Origin of the sequence: Halobacterium sp. GSL-19 (genome assembly GCF_016917855.1) — an archaeon.
In the GTDB taxonomy this organism is placed as follows: Archaea; Halobacteriota; Halobacteria; order Halobacteriales; family Halobacteriaceae; genus Halobacterium; species Halobacterium salinarum.
On the sequence record NZ_CP070375.1, the window covers coordinates 128,681 to 145,473 of the forward strand.

The following is a 16,793-nucleotide window of genomic DNA, read 5'->3' on the forward strand; positions in this document are numbered from 1 at the left end:
TCACGGCGAACGAGCGGCGGCGTCCCGCTGAAGCGCACTGAACACTGTCCAGGCGGGATCGCTCCCCGGGTGCACGACCTGCGTCCCATCAACGGTCACGCCACTGCCCTCACTCACTGTCCCGATCGCGGCCACGGGAGTGTTCCGTGCGTCCAGCGCAGCCATCGCCGCGTCGGCGTGCGCCTCGGGGACTGTGACGAGAAGCGTGCCACGCGAGGAAACCTGCCACGGGTCGAGCCCGAGATCCGCACAGACGGCGCTCACGTCCTCGGGAACGGGGACGGCGTCGCTGGAGACGCTGATCGAAACGCCGGCGGCCGTCGCCAACTCCACCAGCGCCCCTTGAATGCCGCATTCGGTTGCGTCGTGCATCGCGGTCACGGGTGCGGACGCCGCGGCGCACGCGTCGCCAACCACTGTGGTGTCCTCGAGCCGCGCGTCGGCGCGCTCGACGGTGTCGTCAGCGACATCGAGGTGGTCGCCGAACAGCGCGGCGAACAGCCCCGCGACCTCTGCCCCGGGGCTGTGCGTCATGAGCACCGTGTCACCTGCTGTGGCCCCATCGGGGCGGACGATCTCGTCGGGGTCACCGACACCCATGGCCGTCGCGCCGCCGATCCAGGGGAACGACACGTCCTGGCGCGCGGTGTGTCCTGTGACCACGCTCACGCCGAGCCGCTCACACTCCGTGGCCATCGCGTCCCACAGCGCCGCGATGGTGTCGTCTCGTGCTGACGCCGGGAGCACCAGGGTGATGGAGAGAAACGACGGCGGAACCCCGCTCACGGCGACATCCGAAAGCACGCTGTGGAGGGCCAGCCGGCCGGCGCGCTCGATCCCGACGCCGGGGTTCACTGACACCGGGTCCGCGCTCACGACGAGGCGCTGGCCGCCGATCGAGAGCACACCGAAGTCAACCCCGTACTGGGGGCCGACGGTCACCGCGTCGTCGTCTGCACCGAGGTTCGGGGACAGGTGCTGTGCGAAGAACTCGGCGTCGATCTTCCCGATCTGGCTGGTCACGGGAGACCACCGAACAACTCGTCGTTCGCTGTCAAGGGCTCACAGGACGGGCATGACATACTGCTCCGTCCGCACACCCACCAGTAAAAAACACCGGATGCGGCCGCGGCTTACAGGGACACACCGAGCGCCGCAGCGAGCGCGTCGGCGACCGCAGTGTTGTCGCGTGCGGCGTCGAACCGCGCCGCGTTCGGGCCGTGTGCGAACACCGGCACGTCGGTGCCCGTGTGTCCGTCGGTGGTGAACGCGATCCCGGCTCGCTCCGCGAGGATCGTGCTGATCGAACCCGGAGCGTCGCGGAGCTTTGCCACCTCTCGGTCGGTCAGTGCGGTGATGCCCGTGTGAGCGGCGACGATCGACTCCAGTTCGTCAGCGCTCCGGACCCCGGCGAGGAGATCCCGAAGCCGGCTGGTGGTCGCTTTCTGCGCGGCGAGCACGTCGTATTCGACCTCGTAGGGCGAGTCGCGACCCAGCGTGAGACCGCCACACTCGTGGTCGCCGGTCGAAACGAGGAACGTCGGCTCGGCGGTCGTCTCGGCGTACTCCACCAACTGGCCCGCCACCTGCGTGGCTTCGTACTGTTCGGCGACCTGGGCGGGGTAGTTCGCGTGCCCGGCGTGATCGACGCGCCCGGACTCCACCAGCAGGAAAAACCCCTTGTCGGGGTCGCCGGCCGACGAGAGCAGGTCAACCCCCGCGTCGACCATCGCATCGAGGCTGGGTTGTGTGTTCTCGGGGTCGTTTTTGCGGTCCAGGTAGTAGTCGAGGTGGCTCTCCTGGCTGAACAGCCCGAGTACGGGCGGGTCGTCGACTGCGTCCAGTTCAGCCGCCGTTTCGGCGATCGTGTAGCCGTTGTCCCTGGCCGCATCCACCAGCGTGCCGCCGTTGGACGCGTCCGCCTCGAAGTCGCGGCGCTGCCCCCCGAGAATCACGTCCGGCTGGGTGTCTTCGATGTACTGGCGCGCGATCTCGGTCTGGTTGCCGCGATCCTCGACGTGTGCCGCGAACGCTGCGGGTGTGGCGTGTGTCGCCTCGGTCGTCGTGATGAGGCCGGTCGCGTACCCCTGGGCGCTGGCCCGTTCGAGGACCGTCCCGACGCGCTGAAACCCGCCGCCTGAGGTTCTGACGCCGCCGATCGCTCCGTTGTAGGTTTTGACGCCGCTGGCGAACGCGGTTGCGGCGGCCGCCGAGTCGGTGGTCGTCTCGTAGGGGTCATCGGGGAACGTGGTCATCGAACCGCGGGACGAGAACGCGTCGAACCCGGTCGGCGTCTCGGCCGGACTCACGTTCAGCGGGAAGCGCTCGGGCGCTGTCTTGTAGGCGTTGAGGTAGCGCGCGGCGGAGATCTGTGTCTGCCCCATCCCATCGACGATGTACGCGATGGCGTTCGCAGCCGGGGACGCCGTGGCCTGTGCGCGCGCCGTTGTCTGGAACTGTGACGCGACTGCGCCCCCGGCGACGGCCCCGCTGAGGCCCGCCAGGAACGTGCGCCGATCGACACTGGGTGACTCTGTGGTGTGCGGTGTTGGCATCTGATCGCTCTACACGGCCGTACCACCACTGCGCTCAAAGCCACTTATAATAGTCGTCCGGACGCCTATATATGCGGCGGCGTCACCCCAGCGCCCTTCGGAAGGCAGATGAGCGGGGCCGGCGAACGCCGTGCGTAGTGTCAGCTACGTCACTTGCGGTTGGTCGGATCGCGCTCGCCCTCCTCCTCGTCGTCCTGAACGGCTTTTTCGTCGCCGCAGAGTTCGCGTTCGTGCGGCTGCGGTCGGCGTCCGTCGAGACGCTCGTTCAGGACGGACGGCGTGGCGCAACGGCGGTCAAGGAAGCCACGGACAACCTCGATGATTACCTCGCGGTCTCCCAACTCGGGATCACGATCGCGTCGCTCGGGCTCGGGTGGGTCGGTGAACCCGCGGTCGCGGTTCTGGTCGACCCACTACTGGAGCCGGTGCTCCCGGCTCCCGTTCGCCACACCGTGACTGTGGCCCTCGGGTTCGGGATCGTGACCCTGTTGCACGTCGTGTACGGCGAACTCGCGCCGAAAACGATCGCGATCCAGCGCGCCGAGCGCGTCGCGCTCGTGGTTGCGCCCGTGATGAAACTGTTCTACTACGTGTTCCTGCCGGGCACGATCCTGTTCAACGGCATCGCGACACGGTCGGTCCAACTCATCGGCGTCTCCCCGGAGACAGAGGGCCACGACACCCACACCGAGCCGGAGATCCTGAGCGTGCTCTCGGAAGCCAGCGCCGCCGGCCGGATCAGCCCGGCAGAGGTGTCGATGATCGAGCACGTCTTCAGCCTCGACGACACGACTGTTCGTGAGATCATGCGGCCACGCCCCGACGTGACCAGCGTGTCCGCAGACACCCCTCTCCCCGAACTCCGAACGATGGCCGCCAGCGGCGAATACACCCGCTACCCGGTCACCGAAGGCCCCGACGACGACGTGATCGGGTTCGTCGACGTGAAAGACATCTTGCGCGCCAGCGACGCCATCGACGAGTCGGGCGATGTCACGGCCCGGGAGCTGAGCCGGCCGGTCGTCGTGGTTCCCGAGACGCTGCGCGTCGACGAGCTGCTCGCGGAGTTCCAGGCCGAGCACCGCCAGATGGCGGTCGTCATCGACGAATGGGGTGCCTTCGAGGGGTTGGCAACCATCGAAGACGCCCTCGAAGTGATCGTCGGCGACATCCGCGACCAGTTCGATCTGGCGACCCACGCGCAGTCCATCGAGCCCCGCGACGATGGCGGCTACGAGGTTCCTGGCGCGGTGTCGATCACCGAACTGAACGACCACCTCGGCACGGATTTCGAGAACGAGGCGGTCGAAACCGTCGCTGGGCTCGTGGTCAGCCGACTCGGGCACGCCCCCACGGTCGGTGATCGTGCCGTGATCGACACGCACACGTTCCGCGTGACTGGCGTCGACGGCGCACGGATCACGTCGCTGACGGTGACCCCCGACTCCTGACCGGAGCGGTCACCGGCGCTCGCCGTTTCCACCGGGGCGCGCGAACGGCCGCCATTACGTGTACGACGGGCGCTCGGCGTATTCGATCGGGTCGCGTTCGCCCAGGTTCTGGAACGCCTGGAGGCGGAACGCACACGCGTCGCACGTCCCACACGCGGGGGCCTCGGCGCGATAGCAACTCCACGTGTGCTCGTAGGGGACACCGAGTTCCAGGCCGCGCTCGGCGATGTCGGTCTTCGACCAGTCGACGAACGGTGCGTTGATGCTGATTTCGGTGTCGGGTTTGGTGCCGGCAGCGACGGTCTGCTGGAACGCCTCGAAGAACGCGGGCTGGCAGTCCGGATACCCCGAGAAGTCCTCGCTGTGCGCGCCGATGAACACCGCCTCACAGTCGTTGGCCTCGGCGTACGATGTCGCCATCGCCAGCAGGTTGGCGTTCCGGAACGGCACGTAGGAGGTGGGGATTTCGTCGCTCTCCATGTCGGCGTCCGCGACCGCCATCTCGTCGTCAGTGAGGCTCGACGCGCCGATCTTCGAGAGGTGATCCGTGGTCAAATGGAGGAAGTCAGCGGCACCGAGGGCTGCTGCTTGGGCCGTTGCGCACTCGTGTTCTTTGCGCTCGGTCTGCTGGCCGTACGAGGTGTGGAGCATGTACACCTCGTAGCCGGCGTTGTGCGCAACCGCAGCGGCGGTGGCGCTGTCCATCCCGCCGGATGCAAGCACGACAGCGCGCTTCGCGCTCATCGTCCACCACTCGGGTGCGTGGCACCCGCGGCCGTTCTGCGGTTGGTCGTCGCTGTGCGGTCGCGCCGAGCGCGTGCGTTCGTGTCGATCGTACCGTCAGTGAGGTCTGTCATTGTTTCAGGTCTCGGGGGCGTCGTTCCACAGTGCAACGTGGAGCCGCGGCGTATACCGGTAGCCGTGCTCCATCGCGAGTGTCGCAACCTCGTTTCGTCGCGCGTCGAGCTCCGCGTGGGTTGTGCCCTCCGGCATCAACACCACGTCCTCGTCGCCGATTCGGGTGTCAGTGGCTGTCCTGATCTCCGCAAGCAGTGATTCGATCTCGGGCATATCCGACGGATCGGTGACGACGAACTTGAGTTGGGTGTCGTAGTCGTCGGCGAGCGCGCCGAGCGTCGCCACGTCGATGCGGCGGGCGTCGTGGCGGGCCGCCCACTCACCGTCGCCTTTGGGGTCGGTCTCGGCCGTGGGTGTGCTGGAGGCGAGTTTCGGGCTGACGCTCGCCAAGTCGATGGGGGCGTCACGGTGGATGGTGCCGTTCGTCTCGACGGTGGTGTGGTAGCCAAGCGCTGCGAGGCGGTCAAGCAGCACCACGGCGTCGTCGTGGAGCAGTGGCTCGCCACCCGTGAGCACAACGTGGTCGGCGTGCTCGTACGACTGCACCTCCGCGATGATGTCGTCGACGGACATCGTGGCGTGGGTGGGCTCCCAGGACGTGTGGTATGAATCACAGAACCAACACCGGAGGTTGCAGCCGCTCGTGCGGACGAACACCGACGGCGTGCCGGCGAGCTTGCCCTCGCCCTGCAGGGAGTAAAACAGCTCGTTGATCGGAAGCGCCGGCCCGTCACCACCGTTGCTCGCCTGCCGGTCCGTGGTTTCGCTGACCGGCATCAGTTCGGGCCAGCGGTAAGCGCCGGCGTTTCCGCGACCGTGACGGAGACCGCTGACACCGTCTCAGGGAGCGCGTCGTGGAGCTTCCGCTCCAGCACGACGCCCATCACCTCGGCGGTCGGCGGCTGTTCGAGCACGACAACCGCGTCGCCGTCGCCCGCCTCCCGGAACGCGTCAACGAGCGGGTCGCCGTCCTCAAGCAGGAACCGGTGGTCCCAGTCGGACACCACCGCCGTGACTGTGCCCTTGTCTACAACCCACCCCTCGTCCGTGAGCTGCCCCGTGATTTCGACGCTGATCTCGTAGTTGTGGCCGTGTGGGCGGCTACACTTGCCGTCGTGGTGTTGCAGTCGGTGGCCGGCGCTGATCCTGATCGGGCGATCTCGCCCGATGTGCAGCGTCCGCTCCCCGGTGGCTGTGGACTGTGATCGTTTGGACTGTGCTGAACGCATGTCTCCCTATTCTTTGAGTATGCGGTAAAGAATATCGAAGTCACATCCACGATGCTCTGCGGTCGCCGACCCACGATCCGGGACACGTCACGGGCGGCCGCGTCCGTCCGGGCATCGTTGCCCGCCACACCGGCTCAGTCGTCGGTGCGTTCCCAGACCGTGTTCCCGCGGTCGATCCGGTCGTTCCAGTCCGCGACGAGCGTCGTGACCGCCAGATCACCGGTCACGTTGTTCATGGTCCGAAGCCGGTCGAGGATCGGGTCGACACCGGCGACCATGCCGACGACCTCAAGCGGCAACCCGAGCTGCGTGAGCACCAGCGTGAGCATGATCAGCCCGCTGCCCGGGACACCCGCAGTGCCGACGCTCGCGAGCAGCGCGGTCACGATGACTGTCGCCTGTTCGGCGAGCGTGAGCGTTTGCCCCACCAGATTGGCCGCAAAGATGGCCGCCACGCCCTGATACATCGCCGTTCCGTCCATGTTGATCGTCGCACCGAGCGGCAGCGAGAAGCTGTACACCTCCTCGTCGATCCCGAAGTTCTCGTCGGCGTTGTTCATCGTGACGGGCAGCGTCCCGCTGCTGGAACGGATGCTCAGCGCCGTCACCATCGCTTCTTTGGCGCCGGCGAGGAACGCCCGCGGCGATTCACGCAGCAGCCCCCACTGAATGACGAACAGATACGTGACCCCGATGTGGAGGACCACGGCGAGCGCCAGCGCACCGATGAGTTTTGCGAACGGCAGGATGGCGTCGACGCCTGCCTCCCCGAACGTCGTCGCCATCAACGCGAACACGCCGATCACGCCGTACTCCATGACGCCCCAGACGACGTTGAACATCGCCTCCGACCCCGCCTCTGCGATCTTGAACACGGCCTGTGCACCGTCGTGCACCGGTGTGCCGGGCTCGAACTCGTCCTGCAGGATCGCGAACGAAATGCCGAGCGCGATCGTGAAGAAGATCGTCGGCAACACGTCCCCGTTGGCCATCGCACCGATCGGGTTCGTCGGAACGACGTTCATCAGCACCGTCCCCAGATCCGGGGCTTGCGTCGTCTCCACGGCGGCATCAGCCACCTCAAGCCCGACTCCCGGGTTGATGAGGTTGCCCGCCAACAGCCCGATGGCGATCGCGACCGCCGTCGTCCCCAGGTAGAGCGCGATCACCTCGCCGCCGATCTTGCCGATGCGGGTCGGCGAAAGCTGCCGCGCCCCCATAAGCAGCGTGAACACGACGACAGGAATGATGATCATTTTGAGCAACCGAACGAACAGCGTTCCGAGCGGCTCAAGCTGTGCGGCTGGCGCGCCGACCGCAAGCCCACAGACCGAGCCGAGAACGAACGCGACCGCGATCCGGTAGATGATCGCAACGGATCGATACGCAGCCCATGCGTCTCGAAGGCGGTTCAACATAGCACAGCATTCCGAAATGCTGGCTGTAAAGCTAACGATACCATATGCTGGCGTCGTTTCAAAAACACATGACGACTGCTTCGTATCCGTGGCGTTCTCGTCACATTCGCTATGGGATCGTCGGGAACTCAACACGCGTTTGGACTCCCACGAACGAAGCCCCTGTTTGGATATTCCGGAAAAACGCGCCATAGCTAGCGAGACCACGGCGGGATCGGCGGATGCTGTCGACGGATGCCGTTGAAACGTTCGATCAGTTAGTTGTTCATGATAGAAAGGAAGATTCAAGTCGCCTGGACCGGAGACACAGAGTGATGGATCTCGACCACATCATCACGAGCAAACAACTCTCCCGGGCGGACATCGAGACCGTGCTCGACCGCGCGGCGGAGATCGACGCCGACCCGTCGGCGTTCGCCGACCGGTACGAAAACACCGTGCTCGGACTCCTCTTTTTCGAGCCGAGCACCCGCACCAAGATGAGCTTCGACACCGCGATGAAACGCCTGGGCGGCGACATCGTCGATATGGGGTCCGTAGACTCCTCAAGCGTCAAGAAGGGGGAGACACTCGCAGACACGGTTCGCGTCATCGAAGGGTACGCGGACGCGTTGGTGCTGCGCCACCCCAACCAGGGAGCAGCCCAGATGGCGAGCGAGTTCGTCGACGTTCCGCTTTTGAACGCCGGCGACGGCGCCGGCCACCACCCGACACAGACCCTCCTGGACCTCTACACCATCCGCGAGAACGCCGGCCTCGAAGACCTCACGATCGGCATCATGGGGGATCTCAAGTACGGGCGGACGGTCCACTCGCTGTCCCGCGCGCTCACGAACTTCGACGTCGACCAACACTTCATCAGTCCCGAGAGCCTCCAGCTCCCCCGAGACGTCGTCTACGACCTCGAACAGGAGTCCGGCACTCGTGTCCGCGAACACGACTCCTTCGAGGACGTGCTCCCGGAGCTGGACATCCTTTACGTGACTCGGATCCAGCGCGAGCGGTTCCCCGACGAAAACGAGTACCAGAAGGTTGCCGGAGAGTACCAACTCACCGCCACCCACCTCGAAGCCGCCAAAGACGACTTGACCATCATGCATCCGCTCCCGCGAGTCGACGAGATCGCACCCGAAATCGACGACACCGACCACGCGGCCTACTTCGAGCAGGCACACAACGGGGTGCCGGTTCGCATGGCACTGCTGGATCTGGTGCTGTCCGCCGATGGGGGTGTCGACGATGAGTAGCGACCAACACCTCCAGGTCAGCAAAATCCAGGCCGGAACCGTCATCGACCACATCCCGGCCGGGCAGGCGCTGCAAGTGCTTCAGATCCTCGGGGCCAACGGAGCAAGCGACGACCAGATCACCGTCGGGATGAACGTCACCTCGGAACGCCACCACCGCAAGGACATCGTCAAGATCGAGGGCCGAGAGCTGAGCCAGGACGAAGTCGACGTCCTGTCGCTGATCGCGCCCGACGCAACGATCAACATCGTCCGTGACTACGAGGTCGACGAGAAACGTCGCGTCGACCGTCCCGACGTCGTTGCGGGTGTGCTCTCCTGTCCGAACCCCAACTGCATCACCGCCAACGACGAGCCCGTGCGCTCCGGGTTCGACGTGCTCGACGACGGGATGCGATGTCAGTACTGCGAACAGATCGTCAGTGAGGACATCCCGTCACTGATAGATCCGGAGTAGGCGGCCGTACTCGCGGCTTCTCGTGGCTTTCTCTCGTTATTCTTTTGACCACTGTTCGACTGCTGCCGGGCGAACCACTGGCCCGGATGTAGCAGAATTTATCGTTCTGGAGGGTGAAGGCTCGCATATAATGCTTTATAACCTTCGGCAGGAACTGCTCGCTGGAATCCGGGCTGCCACCTCTGACGCGGGGTACGACTATGAAGTCGACCAGTCCGCGATCGAACTCGAAGACATCACCGATGAGGAGAAAGGCGAGTTCTCCTCACCGATCTCGTTCTCGATCGCCGCCGCGGCCGGAGCGCCCCCGGTCGATGTCGCGGCGGCGATCGCCGACGCCCACCGCTCCAACGGGCTGCCGGCTGAAGTCGAGGCGGTGACCGTCGAAGGCGGCCACATCAACTACCACGCCGACACGACCGATCTGGCAGACGCGACGCTGTCGACGATCCTCCGCGACGGTTCGGAGTACGGCACGCGGACGGACGCCGACCCGGACACCATCCTCGCCGACGTGTCCTCGCCCAACATCGCCAAGCCGCTGCACGTCGGCCACTTGCGGAACACGATCCTCAGCGATGCAGTGATGAACATCCTGGAGGCGCGCGGCCACGACGTCACGCGGGACAACCATCTCGGGGATTGGGGCGTGCAGTTCGGGAACCTGATGCACGAGTACACCGAGTTCGGCGACGAAGCGACGCTGGAAGACGACGCCATCGAACACCTCCTGGATCTCTACCAGCAGTTCGAGCAGCGGGACTCGATGCTCGCGGATCTCGAAGACGATGAGACCGTGACCGACCAGTTCGCCGACGCCGTCACCGAGGAACGTGACTACCACGCCGACAGCGGCAAGGAGTGGTTCACCCGGCTCGAGCAGGGCGACGAGGACGCGACTGCCCTCTGGGAGCGGTTCCGTACCGTGAGCATCGATCGCTTCAAGCAGACCTACGACGACCTCGATGTCGCATTCGACGTTTGGAACGGGGAGAGCTTCTACGCTCAGGAGGGCTGGAACGACGTCATCATCGAGAAGGCGATCGAGAACGACGTCGCGATGCGCGGCGAGGGCGAGTCGGTGTACATCCCGGTGTACCCTGACGACTACGAGAACGTCGGCGACCCGCAAGCAGCAGACGTGGACGCCTCGCTCGATCGCGCACGCCAGATGCGGGAGGCCAACGACGACCTCGAAGACGCCGACTTCGATCCGTTCTACATCGTCAAGTCCGATGGATCGACGCTGTACGGAACCCGCGACCTGGCGACGATCGAGTACCGGATCGAGGAATACGACGCCGATCAGTCGGTCTACGTGGTGGCAAACGAACAGAACCAGTACTTCCAACAGCTGTTCGTCGCTGCCCGAAAAATGGGATACGACGACATCAAACTTAAGCACATCGATTACGGGCTGATCAGCCTCCCCGAAGGGAGCATGTCGACACGGAAAGGACAGATCATCACCGCCCGGGAAGTCCTTGATCGTGCCCAGGACCGCGCCGAGGAGATCATCGCGGAGAAAGGCCGAATCGACGACGCCGAAGCCCAATCGGTCGCAACCAAGATCGCGCTCGCAACGATCAAATACGAGATGGTGGCGGCCAAACGCGAGCGCGACACGACGTTCGACATCGACGAGTCGGTTGCACTGGAGGGCGACACCGGACCGTACGTTCAGTACGCGGCAACCCGTGGCTACAGCATTCTGGACGGAGCGGACGCCGCTCCCGAGATCGACGACCTCGATCCATCGGTGTTCAACGACACCGACGTGGAACTGCTGTTCGAGCTGGCCCGGTACCCACTCGTCCTGGAACGCTGTGAGGAACGGTACGACGCGGCACCGCTTGCCCACTACCTCCTCCAGCTCGCACACGTGTTCAACTCCTTCTACCACAAGAACGCGGTCTTGGACGCCGAAAACGCACGCACAGAGCGCCTCCTGTTGACGAAGGCAACGACACAGATCTTCGACAACGGCCTCGGCCTGCTCGGCATCGACGTGCTCGAAGAGATGTAACCGCGCTGGACATCGTTGAATCGGTTTTGAGGTCCGTGAAACTCGGTTGGCAGCTACTACGATCGCTGTAAGAACGGCACAGGAGCGCCGGTGTCTTCGGTACGGCCTAGTAAAAAAGACGGCTCGAAGACCGGATCCGAGACGCCGACGTTATGCGGCCGTATCGGCCGACTCTTCGGGTGACTCCTCGGGGTCTTTCATATACATCTTCCAGCCGGTGAAACCCATGATAACGACCAGGATGGGCGAGAGAATCCCCACGAAGTAGTACGGCAGATAACTCAACACGGGGACTCCCAGCGTTGCAGACATGAACACACCGCCGGAGTTCCACGGAATCATCGGCTCCGAGACAGTCCCGGTTTCTTCGAGGGTTCGGGACAGACTCGTTCCGTCGAGATCGTACTCGTCGTTGAGGTCACGGAACGTCATGCCAGGCACGACGATTGACATGTATTGGTCGGCAGTGAGGACGTTCATCATGAGCGGACCAACCGCAGTAGCGAGCGTGGCACCGCCGATACTACCGACAGCTTTTGCGGTGTTACGAGCCAGAACAGCCAGCACGCCAGTGGCTTCAAGCAAGCCACCGATTGACAACGCACCAAAGACGATCGTAACGACACCGATCGATCCTTCCAGTCCGCCGGTCTGGAGCAGTGCCGTGACGAGATCCACACTGGTGGAGGGGTCAGTTCCACTGTAGATGATCTGCCAGGCTTCGGCGAACCCGCGCCCCTGAACGAGAATCGAGACGGCAGCCCCAGAGAACACGCCCGCGCCAAGCGATGGCAGTGCGGGGTAGCCGGCAATCGCCAGCCCAAACGTGATGACTAGCGGGAGCAACACGAGAACGGACAGCTCGTACGAGCCAGCGAGGGCACCTTGGATTTCAGCGACCCGTCCGACCGCTCCTGCAGCGCCACCTGTCTCCGTCGTAAGGCCGAGAACAGTGTACAGCGCCAGCGAGATGACCCCAACAATAATAGTGTTGGGGAACATGCCGCGAACGTGGTCCCACAGATCGACGTTACTAACGCCGGAGGCGAGTAGCGTGGTGTCGGACAGCGGTGACTGCTTGTCGCCCATGTAGGCGCCCGACAGGATCGCACCGGCAGTCAAGGGCTCGGGAATTCCAAGCCCGGATCCGATGCCAACCAGTGCGAGGCCAAGCGACCCAGCAGTCGTCCATGAGGAGCCAATCGCCGTCGCAACCACGAACGAAAGTACTGCTGTTATCGGCACGAACACTGACGGTGACAGGAGATCGAGTCCCCAATACATGATGAAGGGGATGGTACCAGCGTCAACTAAAGACGAGATCAGCATATAAATTATAAAGAGAATAAATATCGCCCCTAGTCCCATCACAATGCTATTCGAGATCCCGTCAAAGAGCTCATCCCACGAGTATCCCCAGCTATATCGTGCGATCAGCCCGATGAACGCGATCCCCCAGAGCAGTGGCATCTGTGCCCCGAGGTCTAAATAAACGATCCCGATCGCTAGGAAGGTGATCATCCCCGCTATTGGGAGGAGTGCTTCGCCGAGCGATGGCCGCTGCTCGGGGTCGAAATCCTCGTAACTCTTCGGCTCAAAGTCTGCCATTGGTAATTATATCTTGTTATCGTTGTTCCAGTTGTCGATTCATCAGCCGCCTGGCGCACTCTGTGAGCGAAATCTTATGATCCTGCATCTTGGCGTTATTCCCAGGATAGGATAAAGCTACCGCCAATTCCTACAGCCGTAGTTAATATCATTATCCGACAGATATTTGGCCGTATGTTTTTCTTGTCGCTCAATTATTATACGTAGTGTACTCTGACTGACTGCTCGAAACGACTCACAGTCCGCATGAATACCCGTTGCAGCGCCACGGTCGGATGCGACTGATAGACATGCCTGTACTCTACAGTACCCATCGACAGGAGAAACCGACACTACTGTCCGGCAATAAAAAAGCGGATCGATGCAGTTATTGGTTGACGAGCGTGTGGACGATGGCCTTCTGCACGTGCATGCGGTTTTCGGCCTGGTCAAAGATCACCGACTGCGGACCGTCGGCGACCTCCGCCGTGACCTCTTCGCCACGGTGGGCCGGGAGACAATGCATGAAGATCGCGTCGTCGCGGGCGGCGTCCATGAGATCCTGATCGATCTGGAACCCGTCGAACTCGGCGAGCTTCTCCTCGCGCTGCTCCTCTTCGCCCATGCTGACGAACACGTCGCCGTAGACTGCGGTCGCGCCATCAACCGCCTCGTAGGGATCGTTGGTGACGGTCACGTTGGCGTCGCTGACACGGTCCTGGATCTCCTCGTCGGGTTCCATGCCCTCGGGTGTCGCGATCCGACAGTCGACGCCCATCTTCGCGGACGCCTGCATCAGGGAGTGGGCGACGTTGTTTCCGTCCCCGACGAACGCAAGCGTATCGAGGCGGTCTTTCTCCTGCATGGTGAACATGTCGGTGAGCGCCTGACACGGGTGCAGGAAGTCGGTCAGCCCGTTGACGACTGGTACGTCCGCGTTCTCAGCAAGCTCCATCATCTCGTCGTGCTCGAACAACCGAGCCATGATGGCGTCCTCGTACCGGGACATCACCTGGCTCACGTCGGAGATCGGCTCCCCGCGGCTGAGCTGCGAGGACCCCATCTCGAAGAAGATGCCGTGCCCACCGAGTTGGGTCATTCCCGTCTCGAAGGACAGCCGTGTTCGCGTCGACGGCTTCGCGAACAACATCACGAGAGACTTGTTGTCCATCACGCCGGAGAACTCGCCCGGGTTCTCCTTCATGCTCGCCGCCAGGTCAAGCAGCTGTTCGATCTCTTCGCTCTCGACGTCGTTGATGTCTACTAGATGCTCCATCGTGTTGTGTATCTCCGGGTCGACTATTTAATCCTTCGACTGTTCCCAACCCGCGGTCACTCGTCGGCTGGCACGACTGTCGTGCCGGCCGCCCCATCGAGCGCCTCGGTTGCGGTCTCCGGCTTCGTGATGATCGCACGGTCACCGCCGCTTTCGACGAACTCGATGCACGCTTCGACTTTCGGCGCCATGCTCCCCTCACCGAACTCTCCGGCGGCAAGCATGTCCCCCGCTTCCTCGGTTGTGAGTTCGCTGAGTTCCTCCTCGTCCTCGGTGCCGAAGTTCCGGTAGACCGCATCGACGTCGGTCAACACGAGGAACTCATCGGCACCGATGTCGGTCGCAAGCGACTGGGCAGCACGATCCTTGTCGATGACGGCCGCAACACCAGTCAGGCTGTCACCGTCTTCGACGACCGGAACGCCACCGCCGCCACTGCTGATGACCGGCTTTCCGGTTTCGACGAGCGTCTTGATGTGTTCTGCCTCAACGATGTCGACTGGCTTCGGGGACGGAACGACCCGCCGGTATCCCACGTTGCCGTCGCCGTCGGTGCCCTCCTTGACAGGGAAGTCCTTCTCGGAGGCTTCGTCCTCGCCGTAGAACGGACCGATGCGCTTGGTCGGATCGTCGAACGCCGGGTCGTCCTCGTCGACGATCGTCTGTGTGATGACCGTCGCCGGTGTCTCACCGAGCTCTTCGCGGAGCTGCTGCTGGAGGAGGTATCCGATCTGGGCCTGTGACTCGGCACCGAGCACGTCCAGCGGTTTCTCGGCGGCGGACTCCGCCTCCTCGTTCTGCAACAGGAGCTGTCCGACCTGTGGGCCGTTGCCGTGAGTGAAAACGAGCTCGTGTCCGCGTTCGTAGAGATCCACGAAGTGGGGGACAGTCTGCTCGATCGTGTCTCGCTGGTCCTGGATTGATCCTTCGCCACCTCTGAGTAGGGCGTTCCCACCCAGAGCTACAACGGTGTAACTCATGGGTGCCTCGTAGTTACACGGGTGACGCAAAAACTCTTGCGCCGGTTCCCACCCGTCGACCCCGTGCAGAAGCCGCGATACAGCGCAGCACTGACACGAAACGGATCAGCCACGGACTGCAGCACACAGTGAACGTCCCACCACCGGAACGAACGTGCCAGGTACACCGCAGACACACGCAGTCAAAGAAGAGCCCAACCGCGGTGGACGTGCCTACTCCCGATGCCCGCGTCGACCGCTATTCGGGAGTGCGTCGGAGCGGCGTCGTCATACAGTGGATCGCCCCGTAGCCCGCACGGAGGTTGATGATCTTGCGCCCCTCTCCGTCCGGGATGACCGTGACATCGTAGTCCTCCTGGAGCCCATCGATGAACTGCTTCATCACGCCGTCGTCGTCGTCGGAGAAGCGGACTGGCAGGATCTTCCGTGGCCCAACCGTCAGGAAGTTCGTGATGGCTTTCAACGCCATGTCGGTGTCCGGATGGGACGGGTCAACGTAGTCGTACACGTCGACGATTTCGAAGCCCTTCTCGCGCAGGTACTCGCCGAAGTTCACGTCGGGTCGTTCCAGCGTGTACGGCTTCTCGCCGCCGTGGGTTCGTGCGTACACGTCAAGCGTCGTGTTCTCCACGAGTTCCTTGTGGGCGACAACGAGATCGTCGTCGACGAAGTTGAACCACGTGTCGAGGTGCATGATGTCCATCTCGACTTCCCCGTTGTCGTCGTCCTTGTGTGCCTGTGCGGCTTCGAACGGCGCACGAACGAGGCCGACTTCCTCGGATCCGAAGGCGTCGTCCATCAGGAGTCGGTGGCCTGCGGCGTACGTGCTCCGATGGACGTACTCGGTGTCATCCGCGGCGATGTCGTGTTTCGGGTACGCCTCTCCCTCGGGAATCTTCGCCGAGACACCGAGCAGCGAGAACTCGCCAGCCGGATAGAAGTCACCGCCCTCAACGAGCACTTCCGTCTCTTGGATGTCGTCGCGCTCGGGGACGTGCTCGGTTACGTCGTGTTCCCGAACCTGGCTCATGTCGGCGACGATGTCGACGTCGAACTCGTCCCCGTCGAGGGCCTCCCAGGACGCGCGAGCGATGTCGACCTCCGGTTTGCGCGTGTCCTCTTTCATCGAGCAGAGCACGACGCCGTTTTGCGTGACGAACTGCTGGTCACGCTGGAAGTACATGTTCGTGAGCGGCTGCTCCAACTGCACACTCGTCGTGTCCCAGCGGTCCGGGTTCGAGCCAGGAACCTCCTCGTCGGAGTGGGAGTGGTGCCGGATGACCTCGGCGTTCCCGAGCACGGCCTGGATCTGCGTATGGGGGCTGAGCTCGTGCAGCCGTGCCCACATCTTGTCGCGCCGGTTGACCTGCTCGTCCGCTCCGAGTTCACTGAGATCGAAGTTGACCCGCGAGGAGAGCAGTGCGTTCATGCCGTTGCCGTTGGCGAGATCGTCGTGGAGATAATGGATCGGGTTCGATGCCGGAAGCGCCGCCTCCAGGTCCTGGCTGAGACTCAGATGCTCCTGTTGGGCGTCGACAAGCGAGAAGTCGTTCAGAAACAGGTTCGGCTCGGGGTCCATGATGCCAACGAACGTTTCGGCCCCCGGGAGGTGCATCCGGACCGCTTGGAGCGGGTCCCATTCGGCGGTCGCCTGCACCTTCGTGCTGTCATCTACGGACTCCGGTGATTCACTACTCATGGGAATTCAG

General features: G+C 63.4%; 14 protein-coding genes. 4 read left to right on the forward strand and 10 right to left on the reverse strand.

Going from position 1 to position 16,793, the window contains the following annotated elements:
* A complete protein-coding gene (locus JT689_RS00610) occupies positions 1-1,023 on the reverse strand; it encodes an AIR synthase family protein (RefSeq protein WP_205250719.1) in 1,023 nt (340 codons plus the stop codon).
* A 110-nt stretch (positions 1,024-1,133) separates the two neighbouring features.
* Complete coding sequence (locus JT689_RS00615) at positions 1,134-2,555, reverse strand: alkaline phosphatase (protein WP_205250720.1); 1,422 nt, start codon at positions 2,553-2,555, stop codon at positions 1,134-1,136.
* A 71-nt stretch (positions 2,556-2,626) separates the two neighbouring features.
* On the opposite strand from JT689_RS00615, the gene JT689_RS00620 reads away from it, so the two are divergent.
* Positions 2,627-4,006 carry a hemolysin family protein gene (locus JT689_RS00620; protein ID WP_205250721.1) on the forward strand — a complete coding sequence of 460 codons (1,380 nt, stop codon included), beginning with the start codon at positions 2,627-2,629 and terminating at the stop codon, positions 4,004-4,006.
* 54 nt (positions 4,007-4,060) lie between these two features.
* Here the strand turns inward: JT689_RS00620 and queC are convergent, their stop codons facing one another.
* The 4 genes from queC to JT689_RS00640 all read right to left on the reverse strand — a co-directional run bounded on the left by queC (position 4,061) and on the right by JT689_RS00640 (position 7,511).
* Entirely contained in the window at positions 4,061-4,750 is a 690-nt protein-coding gene (gene queC, locus JT689_RS00625; RefSeq protein ID WP_205250722.1) for a 7-cyano-7-deazaguanine synthase QueC, read from the reverse strand.
* Positions 4,751-4,867: 117 nt separating this feature from the next.
* Positions 4,868-5,641 (reverse strand): 7-carboxy-7-deazaguanine synthase QueE, encoded by a 774-nt coding sequence (locus tag JT689_RS00630; RefSeq protein WP_010904152.1) that lies wholly within the window; start codon positions 5,639-5,641, stop codon positions 4,868-4,870.
* Positions 5,641-6,093, reverse strand: coding sequence for a 6-pyruvoyl tetrahydropterin synthase family protein (locus JT689_RS00635; RefSeq protein ID WP_010904153.1), 453 nt, complete (start codon positions 6,091-6,093; stop codon positions 5,641-5,643). The genes JT689_RS00630 and JT689_RS00635 overlap by 1 nt, the downstream gene beginning before the upstream one ends.
* A gap of 134 nt (positions 6,094-6,227) precedes the next feature.
* Complete coding sequence (locus JT689_RS00640; protein WP_205250723.1) at positions 6,228-7,511, reverse strand: dicarboxylate/amino acid:cation symporter; 1,284 nt, start codon at positions 7,509-7,511, stop codon at positions 6,228-6,230.
* A 314-nt stretch (positions 7,512-7,825) separates the two neighbouring features.
* Here JT689_RS00640 and pyrB point away from each other — a divergent pair, with 314 nt between their 5' ends.
* From pyrB to JT689_RS00655, 3 genes are all read left to right on the forward strand, one after another.
* Entirely contained in the window at positions 7,826-8,758 is a 933-nt protein-coding gene (gene pyrB / locus JT689_RS00645; RefSeq protein ID WP_012289640.1) for an aspartate carbamoyltransferase, read from the forward strand.
* Entirely contained in the window at positions 8,751-9,215 is a 465-nt protein-coding gene (gene pyrI, locus JT689_RS00650; RefSeq protein ID WP_229373338.1) for an aspartate carbamoyltransferase regulatory subunit, read from the forward strand. Before pyrB ends, pyrI begins: the two co-directional genes overlap by 8 nt.
* 130 nt (positions 9,216-9,345) lie before the next feature.
* Entirely contained in the window at positions 9,346-11,241 is a 1,896-nt protein-coding gene (locus JT689_RS00655) for an arginine--tRNA ligase (protein WP_176705197.1), read from the forward strand.
* Between the two features lie 150 nt (positions 11,242-11,391).
* Here JT689_RS00655 and JT689_RS00660 read toward each other — a convergent pair whose 3' ends face one another.
* The 4 genes from JT689_RS00660 to arcA all read right to left on the reverse strand — a co-directional run bounded on the left by JT689_RS00660 (position 11,392) and on the right by arcA (position 16,783).
* Positions 11,392-12,849: a Na+/H+ antiporter NhaC family protein gene (locus JT689_RS00660; RefSeq protein WP_176705198.1), complete on the reverse strand. Its 1,458-nt coding sequence runs from the start codon at positions 12,847-12,849 to the stop codon at positions 11,392-11,394.
* A gap of 367 nt (positions 12,850-13,216) precedes the next feature.
* Positions 13,217-14,104: an ornithine carbamoyltransferase gene (gene argF, locus JT689_RS00665; RefSeq protein WP_010904159.1), complete on the reverse strand. Its 888-nt coding sequence runs from the start codon at positions 14,102-14,104 to the stop codon at positions 13,217-13,219.
* A gap of 56 nt (positions 14,105-14,160) precedes the next feature.
* Positions 14,161-15,084, reverse strand: a complete 924-nt coding sequence (arcC, locus tag JT689_RS00670; protein WP_205250656.1) for a carbamate kinase — start codon at positions 15,082-15,084, stop codon at positions 14,161-14,163.
* A 238-nt stretch (positions 15,085-15,322) separates the two neighbouring features.
* Positions 15,323-16,783 carry an arginine deiminase family protein gene (gene arcA, locus JT689_RS00675; protein ID WP_205250657.1) on the reverse strand — a complete coding sequence of 487 codons (1,461 nt, stop codon included), beginning with the start codon at positions 16,781-16,783 and terminating at the stop codon, positions 15,323-15,325.
* Between the last annotated feature and the right edge of the window lie 10 nt (positions 16,784-16,793).